The organism is Mesotoga sp. UBA5557, from assembly GCF_002425715.1.
Taxonomy (GTDB): domain Bacteria; phylum Thermotogota; class Thermotogae; order Petrotogales; family Kosmotogaceae; genus Mesotoga.
In genome coordinates this window covers 1-15,279 of sequence record NZ_DIMV01000052.1, presented here as the reverse complement: position 1 = coordinate 15,279, position 15,279 = coordinate 1, and the positions used below count along the sequence as shown (strand labels likewise).

The following is a 15,279-nucleotide window of genomic DNA, read 5'->3' as shown; positions in this document are numbered from 1 at the left end:
CCTCAGGGGCGGGGGGCTGTTCCCTTCAACTCATCTGCTCAAAAATAGTAAGAGAGTGCCCGGTTCGCCTCGGTCACAAAACTATCGAGGGCCTCCTGAGCGGTCTTTGTCTTACCAAAGGCTCCCTGCATAGAACTGGTGAAGAACTTGGATATCTCCGACCAAGGGAAGCTCTGAGAACCAAAGAAGTCCATACCTGTCTCATCCATTATTCTTGCAAAAGTCTGAGCCTGTTCGTTGAGATAGTTGTCGTTCTGGAAGAGTATCGCATTAACTGACTTTCTCGCCGTAAGATAAGTCAAGCTCTCCAGCAGCGCCGTGTTCTCCTTGTTTGTCAGGAATTTTGCAAACTCCATTACGGCGTCCCTCTTTGCTTTGTCGTTCTGCTTGAAGACAACAAAGCCGCTGGCAGTAGCGTATGACGCACCCTTCTTTCCTTCAACGTGAGGGAATGGGGCAATTACCGGATAGAATGACTCTGTGAGCTGACCGGATTTTACGTATCGTGTGATTCTACCGATCTCGTAAGGACCGCCAAATCCGATGCTCGTTCTGTGAGAATGGAAGTTACCTATAACATCATATACTCCCATCGCTTCAACGGCACTGGGAGCGACCTTGTGTACTTCAACTAGATCGAGAAGGAACTGAAGGCCTGCAACTGCCTCAGGAGTATTGAAAGTAACCTCCGTCTCATCTTCATTAGTCAGTTTCGCTCCATGTGCATAGATGAAATTCATAAGGTTGTGCGTGTCCTGCGCTCCGAAGCTGATTGCATAATGGTCAATCTTGCCGTCGCCGTCGGAATCCCATGTAAGCTTCTTGGCGATTTCGACAAACTCTTCCATTGTCCAGCCCTCTTCTACTATCTTTCGCCAGTCGACGCCGGCCTTCTCGAAATCGGGAGTGTAGAGGAGCATGCTGGTTCCCATGCCATTCGTCCCGAGATTCCATGGCCAGATGTAGTGCTTACCGTCGACATAACCTGTCTCGAGAGCAAGATCGTAGAAGTCTTCAAGGTCTTCGGGAGAGATGTAATCATCGATCGGCTCGAGCAGTCCCGCTCCTACCCATCTGTTGTCCCAAACGGGGCCTTTGAAGATGTCGGGCTGAGTTCCGGTCGCGATGGCCGCAGCCATCTTCTGTGAATACTCCGTGTTTCCGACAACTACGTACTTGACCTCAACGTCTGGATGAAGTCTCATGAACTCCTCGGCAGCCCACTTCGGGAAGTCCTCTTCCGTCGGAGCCTTATCGGCCGGGAAGCCTGGAGGTGCAATTCTCCACGGGTTGATCCACCAGGTGATTGTGATCTTCCCGAGCGCAGAAATTGGAACAGCGAGCATCAACAATACAAGAAGAATAACGCTAAGCCTTTTCATAAAAACACCCCTTTCGATGTGAAGTTAACTCAAAGGTACTCCTTGAGTCTTTCTCGTAGACTCGATGGATCTGTGAATTGAAAAGCGATAATTCCCATATCTGCCGCCGCTTTCACATTTCTTGCCGTATCATCTGTGAAGAAAGCCTCCTCAGGCCCGCAATCCTCTTCATGAAGAATATGACTGTAGAATCGTCTATCGGGTTTCGCAAACCCAATAATGTGCGAGGCGTAGACCCTGTCAAAGATGTTGTAATCGCCTCTTGACCTATGTACCTCGTAATGTGGTTCAATTGTGTTTGTTCCGGCAATCACTCTATATCTCTTACGCAACTGCTTAATTATTTCTATGGTCTCTTCAATTGGGGTGGGCTTGAAGAACATCTCCCAGATATTCGCCGGAACCGGTCTGCCCAGCTTTCTGGAGAGGGAAAAAACAAACTCCCCAACAGTTATCCTTCCGGTCTGCAAGGCAGTAAGGTTTTCCGTCTCGGCAATTTCGACGAAATCGTGTTCAGAAATCCCCAAGAAGTTTCTAATAGCTGGAACTACGCTGGTATTATCGGCTATTACTCCTCCCACATCGAAAACAAAAAGCTTCAAGACGACCTCCCGGAATGTCTTTACAAGAGTACAACGAATGAATATTAACGGCACAAAATGGCTATAACTCCCATTCGTAACAACCCTAAAAAAGAAGATACCAAAGTGTACTTTAATATAATACTATTTTGAGGGACGAGAAATCAAGTTTTTGTGTCGATGGCGACTGGAGAAGGGCGCAAAAAGCAAAGGGCTTTGGTTATAATCAAGATGAATCAACATTTCATGGAGGTGTTTCTTGAACCCTTTAATCTACAACCTCGGTCGATGCGGTCTCTTTGATGGGATCACGGTGGGACAGTTTGAGAGGATATTTGGTTGTGTGAGACACAGAGTAACCTTCTTCCTTCAAGGGGAGTTGATCGAAGAACAGAATGCTCTCTGCGATGAAATGTTGATACTTCTTCAGGGTAGTACCAAAGCTCAAATGCAAGATTTCTCAGGGAAAGCAATAACCATAGAAACGATGGAAGCACCCTCAATTCTTGCATCTGGCTTTCTCTTCGCCACAAAGAACGTAATACCGGTCGACATAGTCTCAACCGACAAGAGCGCTGTTCTGTACATTGAAAGGGATGGAATAATCTGGCTCTGTAGAGAGTATGAGGTTTTTCTGAGAAACCTGCTGAGAGACATGGGGGACAGACTCACCACACTGGCTGAGAAAATCTGGATGCTGTCTCTCAACACGCTTAACCAACGGCTCGCGAATTTCCTTCTGAGACAAAGCGAAGACCTGGGTAACGAGTTTGAGCTGAAGAGCACTAAAGAAGAGCTTGCCGATGCTCTGGGAGTTGCCCGTCCATCTCTTTCGAGAGTATTCGCCAGTTTTGTCGGAGAGAATATAATCAGACCGGAAGGCAAACTGATCAAGATATTGGATAGAGAAGCTCTGAAGAGAATCACGGGCGCTGTTTGAGGAGCTGTTCGATTTGCCAAGCGGTTGAAGCATATCAGTTATGCTCTTTCCGCGTTTTTAGGATCGCAGATCTAACTCGTAGCGTTCTGGGCCTGGAGTTTCCTTAAGGTCGATCGATGTTTCTAACATGATTTCATTCTGATAGTATTGATGTGTCAAGAGGAGGCGGTGTTATGGAAATAGGGATTTTTGGTCTGCCATTGAGTGGAAAGAGTACACTGTTCACCCTCCTAACCGGTGTTGAACCCCATTCAAGTCACAAAAACGAGGCCCATACTGCTGTTGCTAAAGTCCACGATAGGAGAGTAGACGAGCTTTCGAAGATCTTCAATCCGAAGAAGACTGTATATGCAACCGTTTCATTTACGGACATTCCTGGATACGACCTTTCCTCCAACCAGAAGGAAAAGAATCGAATTCTCCAGTTCATACAGAACTCTGAAGCGGTTCTCGCGGTAGTAAGGGCGTTCAAGGACGCCTCAGTTCCCTGGCCAACCGAAGCCTACACACCTGTCAAGCAGCTGGAGACCATAGAGACAGAGCTTCTGGTTCGTGATATGGAGGTAGTTGAAAACCGGCTCGCAAGGCTTGAAGAAGCAAAAAAGAAACGAAAACTTTCAACAGAAGAGGAAAGAGAGATAGAACTTCTTCACCTGATCGAAAAGGGCTTTGAAGGCAACAGCTTTGCCTCCCAAATCGATTTTGCAGAGGAAGACCTGAAGTTGCTCGGTTCGCTCGCCCTCTTCACAGCCAAGCCTATCATCGTTGCAATAAATCTCGATGAAAATCAGTTCTCCTCGGGTGAATATCCAGAGAGAGATTTGCTGCTCTCGAGAATAGACAAGAGTGGATTCGCGCACATAGAACTCTCTGGAAAGATTGAAGCAGAACTTGTGGAACTTTCAGATGAGGACAGGGAGATGTTCATGGAGGAACTCGGAATCTCCGAAAGTGGCATAGAAAGGCTTTCGAGAGTCGTGTATCGACACATGGGACTTATTTCCTTCTTGACCGTCGGCGAAGACGAGGTAAGAGCCTGGACCATAAAGAAGAACACCCCTGCAAAAGCTGCGGCTGGAAAGATACACACAGATCTCGAAAGAAGCTTCATAAGGGCGGAAGTGATACCATACGAGGAATTCATGACAGTGAGGAGTATGCAGGAAGCGAAGTCCAGGGGCATGGTTAAGGTTGTTGGAAAAGAGGAGATAGTCAAGGATGGTGACATCTTCCATGTCCTGGCCAATGCCTGATTTCACCTCTCTGAAGCTTGTAGATACTCACGCTCACATTTCCTTTTCTCAGTTCGACCATGACAGAGGAAGGATAATCGACCAGATAGAAGAGGACACCATCTCTCTTCTTATAGAGGTTGGAACCAATGTCGAGGACTCTCGAAGGGCGTCCGACACCGTGTGCGGTTTAAAGAACGCTTTTTTCTCCGCCGGAGTCCATCCCCACGACAGCAGCGAACTCGATGAACAGGGGGTGCTTACACTTGAAAAACTCCTCTCTCATCCTAAGGCCGTCGCTCTAGGAGAAATGGGCCTCGACTACTTCAGAAACCTGTCTCCAGTCGATGCGCAGATCAACGCCTTCGAAATACAGCTAGAGCTTGCATCGAAACTGGGAAAGCCCGTAATTATTCACGTGCGCGATGCATACAACGAAGCCTACGAGATAATAAAGTCAACAGGATACTTCAACGGAGTAATTCATGCCTTTTCCGGTGATCTCGAGTTTGCCAGGAAGTTTGTCGATCTAGGCCTGTTCTTGGGAATAGGTGGACCGGTGACGTATAAGAAGAACGATGAACTAAGAAGAGTTGCGAGAGAGATTCCCCTTGAGAGGCTTCTCTGCGAGACAGACTGTCCGTATCTTCCACCGGTTCCCTTAAGAGGAAAGCGGAATGAGCCATACTACGTGGGGTATGTTATCGAAGAGATAGCCGCTCAGAAGAATATTCCGGCTGTAGACTGTTCCGTAAAGCTTTTCGAGAACGCTCTCGAGCTTTTCTCACTAAAATCATAGGGAGGTACTATGGGAAGACTCGAAGAGTTCAGGCGTTTCCGAGAGAAAATGAATAACAGAATTCTAGAAACTGGTAATATTGAGACGAAGCGTTTTTTCTCGCTCGATGGAGCCGTTTACAAAGACGGGGCTCTCGATTCGAAAACGAAAGAGCTTATGGGATTGGTCGCTTCTGCAGTACTCAGGTGCGATGACTGCATTGCGTATCATATAATCCAGTGTAAAGCTACCGGTTCAAGTCGTGAAGAGATTATGGAGGCGCTCAATGTCGCACTAGTAGTCGGAGGCTCAATCGTCATACCACATTTTCGCAGGGCAGTTGAGCTGCTAGACGAACTGGAGGCAGAGTAATGCCCGGAAGACTGTTCTTATTCGATGGAACCGCGATTTTCTACCGCGGTTATTATGGAATTGATGTCACCCTCACTAATTCGAAGGGAGAGCCGACCAATGCTCTCTTCGGAACGGCCAGGATGCTTTCGAAGTTCACGAAAGAGAGAATGAAGGAAGGCGACTACGCAATCTTCGCCTTTGACAGAAAAGAAGAGACGAAGCGTCACAAGGCATACGAGGCCTACAAAGCTACAAGAGAAGCGATGCCTGATGCTCTTGTTGCACAGTTGAGGGATATTCCCGAGCTCGTCGAAGCGTTCGGAATCAAGTTCCTTTCGATTGCCGGGCTTGAGGCCGATGATATAGTTGCAACAGCGGCGAAACGTTATAGAAATGGCGTCGACGAAGTGCTGGTCATTACGGGAGACAAGGATCTTCTTCAGCTTGTAGATGATAAGATACGCATTTTGCGTTTCGTTACAGGCCTTACCGATCTCGAGCTTTATGACAAGAAGAGAGTGCTGTCGAAGTTCGAACTCGAGCCAGAGAGGCTTCACGCCCTTCTATCTCTTGCAGGGGATTCATCCGACAACATCCCCGGGATTCCGGGAATCGGAATAAAGACTGCTCAGAAGCTTCTGAAGGAGTATGGCGATATCGACGGCATTTACGAGAACATAAGACAGTTGAGTCCGGGACTTAGGAAGAAGCTAATTGACGGGCTAAACTCGCTGGAATTGTCGATGGAACTTGTCAGACTCTTAGATGATGAAGACTTGAAGATCACTCTGGATGATATAAAATACCAAGGCTACAGAAAGAGTGATCTTCGGAAAGTTCTGCTCAAGTTGGAGTTCTCCTCGATGATCAATGAGTATAGTCTGATCGATGAAGCAGATGACTCGCTTTTGGATATAGACGGATACAGACTCTTGAAGAGCGAAAAGGAGCTCGAAAAGCTGTTTGCCAGGATGCGCGAAAATCCTCTGTTCGCGATTGACCTCGAGACTTCCTCGCTGGATCCTCATTCAGCCGAGATAGTAGGCATTTCTGTCTCTTTTGAGGAAGGGACCGGGTACTATATACCAATCGCTCACAAGTCAAATGAATGGCAGGCTGACAAAGATAAGGTTCTCGAGAGACTAAAAGAGCTGCTCGAAGACGAAGCGACGAAAGTGATCGGTCAAAATCTGAAGTTCGACTATTCGGTACTGTCGGTAAACGGCATTCATCCGGTCGCCCCTGAGTTTGATACTATGATTGCAGCTTATCTGCTCTCTCCGGATACAAAACGCTTTAATCTTGACGAACTGGCGCTGAAGTTTCTTGGATACAAGACGATCAAATTCGAAGACCTTATGAAGAGGAACCAGTTGGGCACTGATTTTTCAAAAGTGCCGCTGGAAGAGGCTGCACGTTATTCTGTTGAAGATGCAGACATCTCTCTGAGGCTTTCTGGTGTTTTGAGAAAGAAGATATACGAACAGGAGCTCGAGGAGATTCTCAGAGACATAGAGTTGGCTTTGATTCCTGTGCTTGCCGATCTAGAATTGAATGGAGTGTACTTCGACATTCCCTCGCTCAACGGCCTGTCAAAGAAGTACGGAAAGATTCTTGACAAGATTCTTGAAGATCTCTTCACTTTGACCGGGGAGCAGTTCAATCCTAACTCTCCTTCTCAAGTGGGTCGTGTCCTTTTCGACAGACTGGGACTCGCTCCTTCGAAGAAGACCAAGAGCGGCTCTTATTCAACAAGCGCGGACGCTCTTGAAGAGCTCGCAGGGGAACACCCGGCGGTTCAGAAGCTTCTTGACTACAGGAAGTACCAGAAGCTGAAGGGAACGTATCTCGATTCGCTTCCTGCTCTTGTGAACAGCGTGACGGGAAGAATACACACAAGTTACCATCAGACGGGAACGGGAACGGGAAGGCTTTCAAGCAGTAATCCAAATATGCAGAATCTTCCAATAAGAGATGAAGAGGGAAAGGAAATAAGAAAGTGCGTTGTTCCCCAGAAGAAAGGCTGGAAAATAGTCAGCGCAGACTATTCTCAGATTGAGCTCAGAATTCTCGCACATCTTAGCCAGGATGAGCAATTGCTAGATGCCTTCAAGAACGAGAGAGATGTTCACAGCCTCACTGCTTCAAATCTTTATGGAGTCAAGGGAAGCGATGTAACAGAAGAGCAGAGGAGAATAGGAAAAATGGTGAACTTCTCGATAATTTACGGCATCTCTTCTTACGGACTTGCAAATAGGCTGAAGATCCCTTCCAATGTCGCCGAGGAAATGATTTCCAATTACTTCAAAGCCTATCCACAGGTAAGGTCCTTCATTTCCAATACCATCTCTGAGGCCAAAGAGAAGGGCTTTGTCAGAACTATGTTTGGAAGAAGGCGAGAGATACCGCAGTTTAAGACTAGGAATCGAAACGTCATTCAGGAAGGCGAGAGAATTGCCATTAACACTCCTATTCAAGGAACAGCTGCAGATATAATGAAGATGGCTATGATAAAGATCTATAAGCTTCTCAACGAAAACAGCATGGAGAGCTTTGCCATTCTTCAGGTCCACGATGAGATGGTTTATGAAGCTCCCGAAAGTGAGCTTGATAGACTCAAAGAGATTCTGAAGGAGGGAATGTCAAAAGTTGTAACTTTGAGTGTTCCTCTGGATATCGAAATCTCTGTAGGTGACTACTGGTGTTGATAAGGAGAGCAAATACAGTTGAAGGATAAGAGAAGTAAGATCGACTGGACGGCTCTCTCATCGCTCTATCAGTTTGCAGTTATTGTAATTGCTAATATAATGGTCTCAGGAGGTATTGGTTACCTAGTTCATAGATTCGTCGGAATGGATAGACTCTGGATTTCGTTTTTCATGCTTTTCGGAGCTTTTTCAGGCATATATAATGGGATTAGATATTTGATGAAAGAGGCAGAGAGATATGACAGAAACAAGGACAATGATGATCAAGACATCGATAATACTGGCAGTCCTGGCAATGGTTGAAAGCGCCGTCCTTGCATTAACACCTCTGGGCAAGTCAGAACTGGGTGTCTTCTACGGAACATTGTTTGCCATGATCGGTTTGCTCCTGCTAAACTATGATGCACACACTCTAATCAGGGAAAAGAAGAGGGTTCCCGCTGGCTTTATTGCAAGATACGTGCTGTACGGTATCTGTTTTGCAACTGCAGCCACCATCTCCCTCGAGTTTTTTCTTGGAAGCTTTCTCGGAGTGATGAATCTGAAAATCGCCGCAATTGCTTTTGGGGGGTGGCTCTGTGAAACTTAATCTCACTAAGTCTGACAAGATCTTCCTCGGGGTTGTCTTTGGCGGATATGTTGCAGTGATTATCTATATAGTTGCCACGGGCTACAAGTTCCAGCTTGAAGGCGTTGGGCAGCGATGGATCTATCAACTGCCGTTTGGAGAAGGGCCGCTCAGCAGGATCAATCCACTAACGATAATCATGACGTGGGTGGTAATGGGGATAGTGATCTTCATGGCAACCAGGGTGAAGGTTTTCAAGCTCGTTCCCGGCAAAAAGCAAAGTCTTCTGGAGGCGTTGCTCGACTATATCTACGATCTCGTGAAGGATTCAGTTTCGAGAAAGGAGTTTGTGAGGCCGATATTTGATATTGCAGCCTCTCTGTTTCTGTTCGTAATCGTCTCAAACTTCATCGGAAGCTTCCCTGGAATAAACGCCATTCCTCTCGAAAGTGGAGGAGTGAAGTTAACAATTCTTTCAGACAGCTGGTACGCTCCTACCTCGGATCTGAACATGAATCTTATGCTCGCCTTCTTCGTTTTTGTCATGAGTCACGTCTACGCGATAAAAGTGAAAGGGTGGAAGAGTTGGGGAAAGAGTTTCTTTGAACCAATATGGTGGATGTTTCCCATTAACATCATCGGAGAAATCGCAAAACCATTATCACATGCTTTGAGGCTTTTCGGAAACATCATGGGCGGATCGATACTGATACTGATTCTTGGCTATCTTGTGAAGTACTTTGTTTTGCCTGCAGCTCTGTGGGGTATTTTCGGACTCTTCTTCGGGGCGATCCAGGCGCTTATCTTCACAATACTCGCAATTGCATATATTAGCTCATTAATAGAGTAAGGAGGTTTTCACAGTGGATATTGGAGAAGGCTTAATGCTGATGGGAAAGTTCATTGGTGCCGGACTGGCAATGGGAATAGGTGCTATCGGTGCCGGTATCGGTGAAGGTAGAATCGGTGCAAGTGCTATGGAGGCAATGGCAAGACAACCAGAAATGATCGGTACTTTGACCACGAGGATGATTCTTGCAGACGCTATCGCTGAAACAACTGGAATCTATTCGCTTGTTATAGCGTTCATGATTCTTCTCGTAGTCTAAATATCTTCCCCTGAATAGAGGAGGGGTGATAACTTGATTGAACTTAATCTGACGGCCATATTGTCGATACTGAACTTTTTGCTGCTCTTCTTTGTTCTGAAGAAGGTGCTATTTGACAAATTCTTCGACATCCTAAGACAGCGAAAAGAAAAGATCAGCAATGAGATAGCTGAGGCCGAGAAAATGCGGACTGAAGCTAACGAACTCAGAAGAGAATACCAGGCAAAAATGGAAGAGGCGCGTTCTGCTTCAGACGAAATCGTAGCACAGGCTGAAAAGCTAGCGGAAGAGATCGTAAGACAGGCAAGAGAAGATGCACAGGACGAGATACAGAGAATGTATAAGTCCGCCGAACTTCAGATTCAGCGTGAGCGGGAAGAAGCTGCCGACGAGGTAAAAGGAGCGATAGTAACTGCCGCAGTAGCCATAGTAGGAAGGTTTCTTCAAAAGGAAATGGATGAAAACGCAAGGAAGCAATATGCAAAGAGGATTTTGGAGAGCATGGGTGATAAGGAGTGAAGAGAATTCTTTCACTTTCGGCAAAATATGCCAACGCTCTCTTCTTAAGCCTTCCCGAAGAGGCTAGAGAGCAAGGGCTGAAACAGCTCCATGAGCTTTCTAAAAGTGTTTCTAACATCGACCTTTCGAAATTCCTATTCGACCCAACTCTCGATGCAGAGAGAAAGGTAAGGATCTTCCTTAGCTTCGTTGAAAAACCTCTGGAACAGATTGAAAGGTTGATTTCGCTTCTGGTCTCTATGAAGAGGCTTGAATTGCTGGAAGATATCGTGATCTCCTTTGGTGCAAGGCTTTTGCTTGAAAGCAACAGGATTGATGTTGAAGTCGATTCGGCAGTAGCTCTCAGTTCTGAAGAGAGAGTTGCCATTCTCAAGAAAGTGAGAGAAAAGACTGGAATGGAGGGGGTTATGAAGGTCAATATTAATCCATCTCTCATTGCAGGATATGTAATTAAGTTCAGAGACGAAGTAATAGACACAAGTCTCAGCGGTCGTTTAAAGAGAGTGAGCCAGGAGCTTGGCTCGGGCCCTCGGGAGGTGATTGAGTGAAAATCAGTCCATCTGAGATTACGAAAGTCATACAGAATCAGCTAGAGAAGACTGACATAGAGTTTGATTATTTCGAAGCGGGAAAGGTAATACAAATAGGTGACGGCATTGCGAGGGCATACGGCCTCAAAGGTGTAATGGCAAATGAGCTCGTGAAATTCGAGAATAACGTCTTCGGTCTTGCATTGAACCTTGAAGAGGATAATGTAGGTATAGTTATTCTAGGGGAATACAAAGAGATAAAAGAAGGCGACCTCGTCAGAAGGACCGGCAGGATCATGGAGGTCCCCACAGGACCTGAGCTCCTGGGAAGAGTCGTGAATCCTCTCGGAATTCCACTAGATGGAAAGGGGCCTGTTCAAACAAAGAAATTCAGGCCAGTTGAAGTGAAGGCGACTGGAGTTGTAATGAGAAAACCGGTCGACACTCCTCTACAGACGGGAATAAAGGCAATAGATGCGACGATCCCCATTGGAAGAGGACAGAGAGAGTTGATAATTGGGGACAGGCAGACCGGGAAGACGGCCCTAGCAATCGATGCGATAATAAACCAGAAGGGACAGGGCGTGAAGTGCATCTACGTCGCAATTGGTCAGAAGACGGCCGCCCTTGCCAGGATCATCGATAAGCTGAATCAGTTCGGGGCAATGGAGTATACGACGATTGTCTTTGCTTCGGCTTCAGATACGGCATCTCTCTCCTATCTCGCTCCGTATGCGGGAGCTGCAATGGGCGAGCACTTCATGTTTGAGGGCCAGGACTCTCTTGTCATCTACGATGATCTTTCCAAGCATGCATCCGCTTACAGAGAGCTTTCATTGTTGCTGAGAAGGCCGCCTGGAAGGGAGGCTTATCCCGGAGATGTCTTCTATCTGCATTCCAGATTGCTAGAGCGGGCTGCAAGGCTCAACGAGAGTTTCGGTGGAGGCTCTCTCACCGCCTTACCGATCATCGAGACGCAGGCAAACGATGTATCGGCATTCATACCGACTAACGTAATATCCATAACAGACGGACAGATTTATTTGGATCCCAACCTCTTCTATGCGGGAAATCGACCTGCAATCAATGTCGGCCTCTCGGTTTCGAGGGTTGGAGGGGCTGCGCAGATTAAGGCTATGAAGAAGATTGCAGGAAGTCTGAGAATCGAGCTTGCTCAGTACAGAGATTTGCTCTCTTTTGCTCAGTTTGCGACTGAACTCGACAAGGCCACGCGCGACCAACTGACAAGGGGAGAGAAGCTAACGGAACTTCTCAAGCAGGATCAGTACGTCCCAATGCCGGTTGAAGAACAGGTCGCTGTTCTTTACACTGGAACAAAGGGTTATCTTGACGAAATGGAAACTTCGAAGATTTCGAAATTCGAAGCCTCTCTACTCAAGACGCTTCGCAGCTCTTACAGTGATGTACTAACTTCAATAAGAGAGAAGAAGGTCATAGAAGAAGGTATAGAGACCCGTCTTAAGCAAGCTATAGAAGACACCAAGAAGCAGCTTGAAGAGCGAGGTTGATTGACGGTGAGCAAGGGTAAACTGCGTACGATTAAGAAACGCATCGAGTCAACGAACTCGACGATGCAGATTACCCGCGCCATGGAGATGGTCGCGCGGGCCAAAATCAACAAAGTTCAAAAGGGACTGAAGTTCGTCAGGCTATACGAAAGAGCTATGGAGCGGGCTCTCATCAGAGCTTATTTTGGAGATTCGAACCATCCCGACTCCGGGGGTGAAGGAGAGATTCTTCTCGTAGTCAGCTCAGATATGGGACTTGCGGGAGCCTTTAATGCAGAGATAATGAAGGCAGCCGAGCGCGAAGTTGCAAAGTCAAACGTCATACACATCGTTACGGTGGGAATCAAGGCCGAAAGTCATTTCAAGAAGAGCGGAGTACCTATTACTCCTTTCAGTCATTTCTTCGATACTCCCGATCTTGACGAGGCGGCAATTATCGTTGACGATATTGAAGAAATCATGGATAGCAAGAACGCGTCCGGCTTGAAAATGGTTTTCAGCAGTTTCAAGAATCCGCTCGCTCAGATACCGAAGACTGTCAAGCTTCTTCCCGTTGAAGATTTTGAGAAGCCAGACAACGACTTATTTGATTTCGAACCTGAAATCGAGGTTCTGTACGAAGATGTGCTTAATTCGTGGCTTGTAGCCAAAGTTCTTCAGGGCTTATATGAAACGAAGGTCGGGGAACTCTTCTCCAGACAAGCTGCAATGAAGAACGCAACCGAGAATGCAAAGAACATGATAGAGCAACTGACTCTGGTTAGGAATAAACTGCGCCAGTCGAATATCACACAGGAAATAATCGAAGTCGTAAACGGCGCTGAAGCGCTTAACGGTTAATTGATTTTGGAGGTGTGAGTGTGCCCGACAAAAAGGAACAAAATATTGGGAAAATAATCGCGATAACTGGTCCGGTCGTAGACGTATCATTCGAAGGAGCGAGGCTTCCCGACATTCTGAATGCCCTGAAAGTAAAGAACGAATTCTTAGATAAAGAGATAGTACTCGAAGTTGCCCAGCTGATTGGAGATAACAGCGTCAGGGCAATTGCCTTGGACAGTACAGACGGACTCGTGAGGGGCCAGGAAGTACTTGATACTGAAAAGCAGATCACCGTACCTGTCGGAGAAGAGATTCTCGGAAGAATGTTCAATCTTCTCGGCGAACCGATCGACGAACTTGGAGAGGTAAAGTTTGCCGATCACTGGGAGATACACAGAGCGTCTCCTTCAGTCACCGATCAGCAGACCGAAGTCGAGATACTTGAAACGGGAATAAAGGTCATCGATCTTCTTGCGCCATTCAGCAAGGGCGGAAAGATTGGCTTCTCCGGAGGTGCTGGAGTCGGAAAAACGGTTCTCGTTATGGAACTCATAAGAAACTTCGCAATTGAGCAGAAGGGGCTTTCTGTTTTTGCCGGAGTTGGTGAGAGAACTAGAGAGGGAAATGATCTTTGGCTCGATATGCAGGAGGCCGGTGTCATTGAGAATACCGCTCTCGTTTTTGGGCAGATGAACGAACCTCCTGGAGCAAGATTCAGAATCGGTCTTTCTGCTATAACCATGGCTGAATACTTCAGAGATGTTCAGAAGAAGGACGTTCTCGTATTCATTGACAACATCTTCAGATTCGTTCAGGCCGGTTCAGAGGTTTCGGCTCTCCTTGGAAGAATGCCTTCAGCGGTTGGTTACCAACCGACATTGGCGACTGAAATGGGAAACCTGCAGGAGAGGATCACCTCGACGAGATCTGGTTCTATTACTTCCGTCCAGGCAATATACGTTCCTGCGGACGATTTCACGGATCCGGCGCCTGCTACTACCTTCAGCCATCTCGATGCGACCGTTAACCTTTCGCGTTCAATAGCCGAGCAGGGGCTGTACCCGGCTGTTGATCCGTTGGATTCGACGTCGAAAAACCTTGATCCAGTAGTTGTGGGCCAGGAACACTATCAGGTCGCAAGAAGCGCTCAGGAAGTTCTTCAGAGATACAAGGACCTTCAGGACATCATTGCTATTCTTGGTATGGAAGAGCTGTCTGAAGAGGATCAGCTAGCCGTTCAGAGAGCGAGAAAGATCCAAAGGTTCTTGACGCAGCCGTTCTTTGTCGCTGAGAAATTCAGTAACATGGATGGGAAATACGTCCCCATTTCCGAAACGATACGTGGGTTCAAAGAGATACTCGAGGGCAAACACGACAATCTTCCAGAACAGTCCTTCATGATGGTTGGCACGATTGATGAAGCCGTTGAGAAGGGCAAGAAGCTTACGAAGGGTGAATGACTTGGCATTGAAGACCACGATTATCACGCCTTATGAGATCGAGTGGGAGGGAGAAGCAGATTACATCTCCTTCCGCTCGACCGAAGGGGAGATAGGCTACCTGCCTGAAAGAGCTCCAGCTCTTATGAAGCTGACCGTTGATGTAATGGAGATAACGTCAGGTTCTAAGACTTTGCGGTTTGCCGTTCACGGAGGATACGTTCTCCAGGAGAGAGACAGCTTGACTATTGTGACCGATGCCGCCGAAACTCCTGAGGAGATTAGCGTAGAAAGAGCAAAGCAGCGGCTAAAGAGAGCAGAGGAATTGCTGGAAGTAAGTAAATCCAGGCGCGAAAGGGCTAGAAACGAGGCCAAACTGCAAAGACATATGCTTAGAATCAAAGTGGGGTCTGGGCGATAGCTGTCCGCTTGAAGAGACGTCCTCCGAGAAGAGCATCAGTGCAAGTTCCCAGTTGCAAGTTGCTTTGAAGAAGCTAGTTTGCTTAGGCAGGCCAGTCAGGCTTCGCCTGGCCAGTCTTCGCTTCGCGAAGGAAAGTTCCGCTTCGCGCGCAACAGAGCCGCTGCACGCTGGAGAGAACCGCTGTGCGCTTAAGAGCGGAGAACCCGCTGATCGCTTTGAAGAGCAGTCCTCCGTTATGAGTCCCAGATCATTGACCCGTCCTACGATAAGATCAATCGAGAAAGCGCGTTGTCGAGACGTTCGCTACGCTCACGAGAAGGCGAGAGTAAAGCCAGTCACCGCTGAAGTAAGACACAGTGCCGCCTTC

17 protein-coding genes are annotated in these 15,279 nt (G+C 47.2%); 15 read left to right on the top strand and 2 right to left on the bottom strand.

The window, feature by feature from the left end:
* Positions 1–38 precede the first annotated feature (38 nt).
* Both B3157_RS06250 and B3157_RS06245 read right to left on the bottom strand, forming a co-directional pair.
* On the bottom strand, positions 39–1,382 hold the full coding sequence (locus tag B3157_RS06250; RefSeq protein WP_214060190.1) for an ABC transporter substrate-binding protein: 1,344 nt from the start codon (positions 1,380–1,382) through the stop codon (positions 39–41).
* A 29-nt stretch (positions 1,383–1,411) separates the two neighbouring features.
* Positions 1,412–1,984 carry an HAD family hydrolase gene (locus B3157_RS06245; RefSeq protein ID WP_214060191.1) on the bottom strand — a complete coding sequence of 191 codons (573 nt, stop codon included), beginning with the start codon at positions 1,982–1,984 and terminating at the stop codon, positions 1,412–1,414.
* 238 nt (positions 1,985–2,222) lie between these two features.
* On the opposite strand from B3157_RS06245, the gene B3157_RS06240 reads away from it, so the two are divergent.
* The 15 genes from B3157_RS06240 (at position 2,223) to B3157_RS06170 (ending at position 14,912) form a co-directional block, all read left to right on the top strand.
* The gene (locus B3157_RS06240) at positions 2,223–2,903 is read left to right on the top strand and encodes a Crp/Fnr family transcriptional regulator (RefSeq protein WP_292589659.1); all 681 of its coding nucleotides are present in this window, start codon (positions 2,223–2,225) and stop codon (positions 2,901–2,903) included.
* Between the two features lie 173 nt (positions 2,904–3,076).
* The gene (locus B3157_RS06235) at positions 3,077–4,156 is read left to right on the top strand and encodes a DUF933 domain-containing protein (protein WP_214060734.1); all 1,080 of its coding nucleotides are present in this window, start codon (positions 3,077–3,079) and stop codon (positions 4,154–4,156) included.
* Positions 4,122–4,934, top strand: a complete 813-nt coding sequence (locus tag B3157_RS06230) for a TatD family hydrolase (RefSeq protein WP_292589658.1) — start codon at positions 4,122–4,124, stop codon at positions 4,932–4,934. Before B3157_RS06235 ends, B3157_RS06230 begins: the two co-directional genes overlap by 35 nt.
* A 9-nt stretch (positions 4,935–4,943) precedes the next feature.
* Complete coding sequence (locus B3157_RS06225; protein ID WP_099830747.1) at positions 4,944–5,285, top strand: carboxymuconolactone decarboxylase family protein; 342 nt, start codon at positions 4,944–4,946, stop codon at positions 5,283–5,285.
* Entirely contained in the window at positions 5,285–7,975 is a 2,691-nt protein-coding gene (gene polA, locus B3157_RS06220) for a DNA polymerase I (protein ID WP_292589654.1), read from the top strand. Before B3157_RS06225 ends, polA begins: the two co-directional genes overlap by 1 nt.
* A gap of 18 nt (positions 7,976–7,993) precedes the next feature.
* Complete coding sequence (locus B3157_RS06215) at positions 7,994–8,278, top strand: AtpZ/AtpI family protein (protein ID WP_292589652.1); 285 nt, start codon at positions 7,994–7,996, stop codon at positions 8,276–8,278.
* Entirely contained in the window at positions 8,214–8,564 is a 351-nt protein-coding gene (locus B3157_RS06210) for a hypothetical protein (protein ID WP_214061413.1), read from the top strand. Before B3157_RS06215 ends, B3157_RS06210 begins: the two co-directional genes overlap by 65 nt.
* Entirely contained in the window at positions 8,554–9,393 is an 840-nt protein-coding gene (gene atpB, locus B3157_RS06205; RefSeq protein ID WP_292589649.1) for a F0F1 ATP synthase subunit A, read from the top strand. Before B3157_RS06210 ends, atpB begins: the two co-directional genes overlap by 11 nt.
* Positions 9,394–9,406: 13 nt before the next feature.
* A complete protein-coding gene (locus B3157_RS06200; RefSeq protein WP_099772236.1) occupies positions 9,407–9,652 on the top strand; it encodes a F0F1 ATP synthase subunit C in 246 nt (81 codons plus the stop codon).
* 33 nt (positions 9,653–9,685) lie between these two features.
* Positions 9,686–10,171, top strand: a complete 486-nt coding sequence (gene atpF / locus B3157_RS06195; RefSeq protein ID WP_099830743.1) for a F0F1 ATP synthase subunit B — start codon at positions 9,686–9,688, stop codon at positions 10,169–10,171.
* Entirely contained in the window at positions 10,168–10,719 is a 552-nt protein-coding gene (gene atpH / locus B3157_RS06190; protein ID WP_099830742.1) for an ATP synthase F1 subunit delta, read from the top strand. Before atpF ends, atpH begins: the two co-directional genes overlap by 4 nt.
* Positions 10,716–12,230 carry a F0F1 ATP synthase subunit alpha gene (atpA, locus tag B3157_RS06185; protein ID WP_214060568.1) on the top strand — a complete coding sequence of 505 codons (1,515 nt, stop codon included), beginning with the start codon at positions 10,716–10,718 and terminating at the stop codon, positions 12,228–12,230. The genes atpH and atpA overlap by 4 nt, the downstream gene beginning before the upstream one ends.
* 6 nt (positions 12,231–12,236) lie before the next feature.
* Positions 12,237–13,070 (top strand): ATP synthase F1 subunit gamma, encoded by an 834-nt coding sequence (gene atpG, locus B3157_RS06180; RefSeq protein ID WP_099830776.1) that lies wholly within the window; start codon positions 12,237–12,239, stop codon positions 13,068–13,070.
* A 20-nt stretch (positions 13,071–13,090) separates the two neighbouring features.
* A complete protein-coding gene (gene atpD, locus B3157_RS06175) occupies positions 13,091–14,512 on the top strand; it encodes a F0F1 ATP synthase subunit beta (RefSeq protein WP_214078663.1) in 1,422 nt (473 codons plus the stop codon).
* Positions 14,505–14,912, top strand: a complete 408-nt coding sequence (locus tag B3157_RS06170) for a F0F1 ATP synthase subunit epsilon (protein WP_292589643.1) — start codon at positions 14,505–14,507, stop codon at positions 14,910–14,912. The genes atpD and B3157_RS06170 overlap by 8 nt, the downstream gene beginning before the upstream one ends.
* The last annotated feature ends 367 nt before the right edge of the window (positions 14,913–15,279 follow it).

Bases quoted from the DNA above. Each gene is read 5' to 3' on its own strand.
- polA (WP_292589654.1), top strand. From the start codon at position 5,285: ATGCCCGGAAGACTGTTCTTATTCGATGGAACCGCGATTTTCTACCGC.
- B3157_RS06210 (WP_214061413.1), top strand. From the start codon at position 8,214: ATGACAGAAACAAGGACAATGATGATCAAGACATCGATAATACTGGCA.
- B3157_RS06250 (WP_214060190.1), bottom strand. From the start codon at position 1,382: ATGAAAAGGCTTAGCGTTATTCTTCTTGTATTGTTGATGCTCGCTGTT.
- B3157_RS06230 (WP_292589658.1), top strand. From the start codon at position 4,122: ATGGTGACATCTTCCATGTCCTGGCCAATGCCTGATTTCACCTCTCTG.
- B3157_RS06225 (WP_099830747.1), top strand. From the start codon at position 4,944: ATGGGAAGACTCGAAGAGTTCAGGCGTTTCCGAGAGAAAATGAATAAC.
- B3157_RS06235 (WP_214060734.1), top strand. From the start codon at position 3,077: ATGGAAATAGGGATTTTTGGTCTGCCATTGAGTGGAAAGAGTACACTG.